This is a genomic window from Westiellopsis prolifica IICB1 (assembly GCF_004323185.1).
Classification (GTDB): domain Bacteria; phylum Cyanobacteriota; class Cyanobacteriia; order Cyanobacteriales; family Nostocaceae; genus Pelatocladus; species Pelatocladus prolificus_A.
On the sequence record NZ_NAPS01000001.1, the window covers coordinates 2,756,840 to 2,759,318 of the forward strand.

At 41.2% G+C, this 2,479-nt stretch carries 5 protein-coding genes and 1 pseudogene; 5 read left to right on the forward strand and 1 reads right to left on the reverse strand.

Annotated features, from left to right (window positions below; all coding sequences use genetic code 11):
• The first annotated feature begins 171 nt into the window (after nucleotides 1-171).
• Nucleotides 172-306 carry a ribbon-helix-helix domain-containing protein gene (locus B4U84_RS11420; protein ID WP_017313218.1) on the forward strand — a complete coding sequence of 45 codons (135 nt, stop codon included), beginning with the start codon at nucleotides 172-174 and terminating at the stop codon, nucleotides 304-306.
• 71 nt (nucleotides 307-377) lie between these two features.
• Here B4U84_RS11420 and B4U84_RS11425 read toward each other — a convergent pair whose 3' ends face one another.
• Complete coding sequence (locus tag B4U84_RS11425) at nucleotides 378-782, reverse strand: hypothetical protein (protein ID WP_017313217.1); 405 nt, start codon at nucleotides 780-782, stop codon at nucleotides 378-380.
• A gap of 244 nt (nucleotides 783-1,026) precedes the next feature.
• Between B4U84_RS11425 and B4U84_RS30520 the strand changes: the two genes are divergently transcribed.
• From B4U84_RS30520 to B4U84_RS11445, 4 genes and pseudogenes are all read left to right on the forward strand, one after another.
• Nucleotides 1,027-1,260, forward strand: a complete 234-nt coding sequence (locus tag B4U84_RS30520; protein ID WP_207390923.1) for a hypothetical protein — start codon at nucleotides 1,027-1,029, stop codon at nucleotides 1,258-1,260.
• 18 nt (nucleotides 1,261-1,278) lie between these two features.
• The gene (locus tag B4U84_RS11435; protein ID WP_131117894.1) at nucleotides 1,279-1,650 is read left to right on the forward strand and encodes a hypothetical protein; all 372 of its coding nucleotides are present in this window, start codon (nucleotides 1,279-1,281) and stop codon (nucleotides 1,648-1,650) included.
• Between the two features lie 29 nt (nucleotides 1,651-1,679).
• Nucleotides 1,680-1,790: pseudogene (locus B4U84_RS31585) on the forward strand (site-specific integrase); the annotation flags it as partial.
• A gap of 222 nt (nucleotides 1,791-2,012) precedes the next feature.
• Nucleotides 2,013-2,479 (forward strand): leucine-rich repeat domain-containing protein (locus B4U84_RS11445; RefSeq protein ID WP_131118898.1); only part of this gene is annotated, 467 nt, incomplete at its 3' end.

The window sequence follows — 2,479 nt, forward strand, 5'->3', positions numbered from 1 at the left end:
CGATCCCCGATCCCCAATCCCCAATCCCCGATCCCCGATCCCACAATTTCAGTACGACTCAATCTTATTTAGAATACACTTTAAAATATTTATGTTGATTAACTGTATATTCAGTAGAACAATAGCTATACTGGATATGTCGAATGAGGAAATAGTGCTTTGACTGAAAAAATGAGCCGGACTAGTGTCACAATTCCAGAACCAGTATTTGACTGGTTTAAGCAGTATTGCAATAAGCAAAAGCGGTCAGTCTCAGCCCAAATCAGTTTTATGATTGAGCGACTTAAAGAATCTGAGGAAAAATAAGTCAACCTCTAACAGGATTTTGAATTTTGAATTGACCCCACGGATAAATCCGGGGGTTTTAAAGTTCTTTTTTAAGCAATTTCAACATTCTCAGTCGGTACTTCTTCTGGAGAAGCTGGAGAAGTTTTTAACCGGCTAGCTCTGCTTTTACGGATGCGATCGCTTGTGCGAACACCGCCAGCCATCATATATTCTTGGCTATCTTGACCGTATTCTAGACCAACTGCAACTAGTAACTTTTCACACAGAGAGCTTAAGTCTTTTTCCAGGAGTTCAATATCTATTTTGGAAGCGTCGATGACTGTTAGAGCTGAATTATAAGTATTAAGTTTAGCCTCTAACTGTTGTATTTTTTGTGTGAGATTTTGCAAGTTACCAGCATTGCCAAAATCTAAGTTTGGATTAATAGTTTTGAGTCCCAAAAACCTTGACTGAGCTTTTTTGAGAACGCGGGATGACCGTTTTTGGCGAGGCATAAATTTATACTTGTGTTAAATTGTTATAGTATTAGCTTGGCTTACGAAAGCTAGATTCTGGCTCAGGAAAATTCACGAAATTTTGTATTATTTTATAGCTGTTTTTTTGTACTCCTAAGTAATTTTATTTAAGTAATATATTTTACCAGGCGACTAGTAGTCCACGAGGGGACAGATCCCCGACTTTTTTAAAAAGTCGGGGATCTATAATTTCTCTGTCTTTACTATTGCTTTGACGTTTGTGGTGAATATCGTCTCATTCATAAAGAACGTCGCGACGTTAGCCACAAATGTCGTGATGTTCTTTATGAATGTCGCGATGTTAGCCACAAATGTCGCGACGTTAGCCACAAATGTCGCGACGTTAGCCACAAATGTCGCGACGTTAGCCACAAATGTCGCGATGTTAGCCACAAATGTCGCGATGCTCCGGGTTAGTCAGTGGCTAGGTTTGGCGTGGTTAGATTTGCAATACTAAAAGATAAGGTGATGCAAAATGGACAAATATATGTTTGATGCACAAAATTTGTTTAAAAAACAAGAGCTAAACAATTCTAATGCAGAAGAACAGAGGCAAATCTCAGAGGAGCAGAGGGAGTCTGCCGAAGAACTCAGACAGTTACACGAGGGGTACAGGGAGTCTGCCGAAGAACTCAGACAGTCGCAGGAGGATCGTCGGAAATTTGCTGAAAAAATCAGGCAGTCACAGGAGGAAGCACGACTGGCTGCTGAGGAAGCCCGGAAATTTGCCGAACAAGCCCGGAAATTTGCCGAACAAGCTCGACAGGAGCGAGAGGAGCAAGAGCGGATTTTGAAGGAAGTCCAAAATACTCTTATACAAATACAACAGCAGTCACATCAGCTGTAGGCTGTGATACAGGGTCTACAGCTAGAGCAATGAAAATCAATCGGCACGGCCGAGCCAAGATACTGACACAGCAAGAGATACAGTTAATTTTTAGTCACGGGTTACATAACAACCGCGATAAAACCTTGTTTGGTGTGTGTTACGGCTTTGCTATCACGCACCATTTAGATAGCGGTGCGTTAGGCGCTTTTCAAGTATTTTTCATTACAAATCATATTTAAGTCTGCGCCTAACACACCCTACCGTGATTTTATTTTTACTATTTTTGGTGTCTTCAACCTTTACTGCTACAGCAAAGAGTTTCTCAGGAGTTAAGATAATCTTCATCAATCTTCTTTCCTTTTACCCTTCTCCTTGGAATTATGACGCAGGATGAGTTGTTGGTACTGATAGATCGGGCGGTGGCTGAGGGTTGGCGAGAGTTAGACCTGTCGGGTCAGGAGTTGACTGAGTTACCTGTAGAAATTGGTCAGTTGCAGCAGCTTGAGTCTTTGATTTTGGGAAAGAAGGTTAAAGGTTATGAAGATGTAGGAAACCGCTATCTCGAAAAGGTTTCAGGCAACAATTTAAAAACGCTTCCACTCGAACTATTGGATTTGCCTAATTTGCGTAAGTTGGATATTAGTGGCAATCCTTTAGAGAGCATTCCCGATGTGGTAACGCAAATACTACATTTAGAGGAACTTATCTTAACTCGAGTAGAATTAACTGAAATACCAGAGGCGATCGCCCAATTAACCAATCTGACAACGCTTGACCTCAGTTACAACCAAATAACCCAGATACCAGAGGCGATCGCTAAATTAACCAATCTGAGGGAGCTTTACCT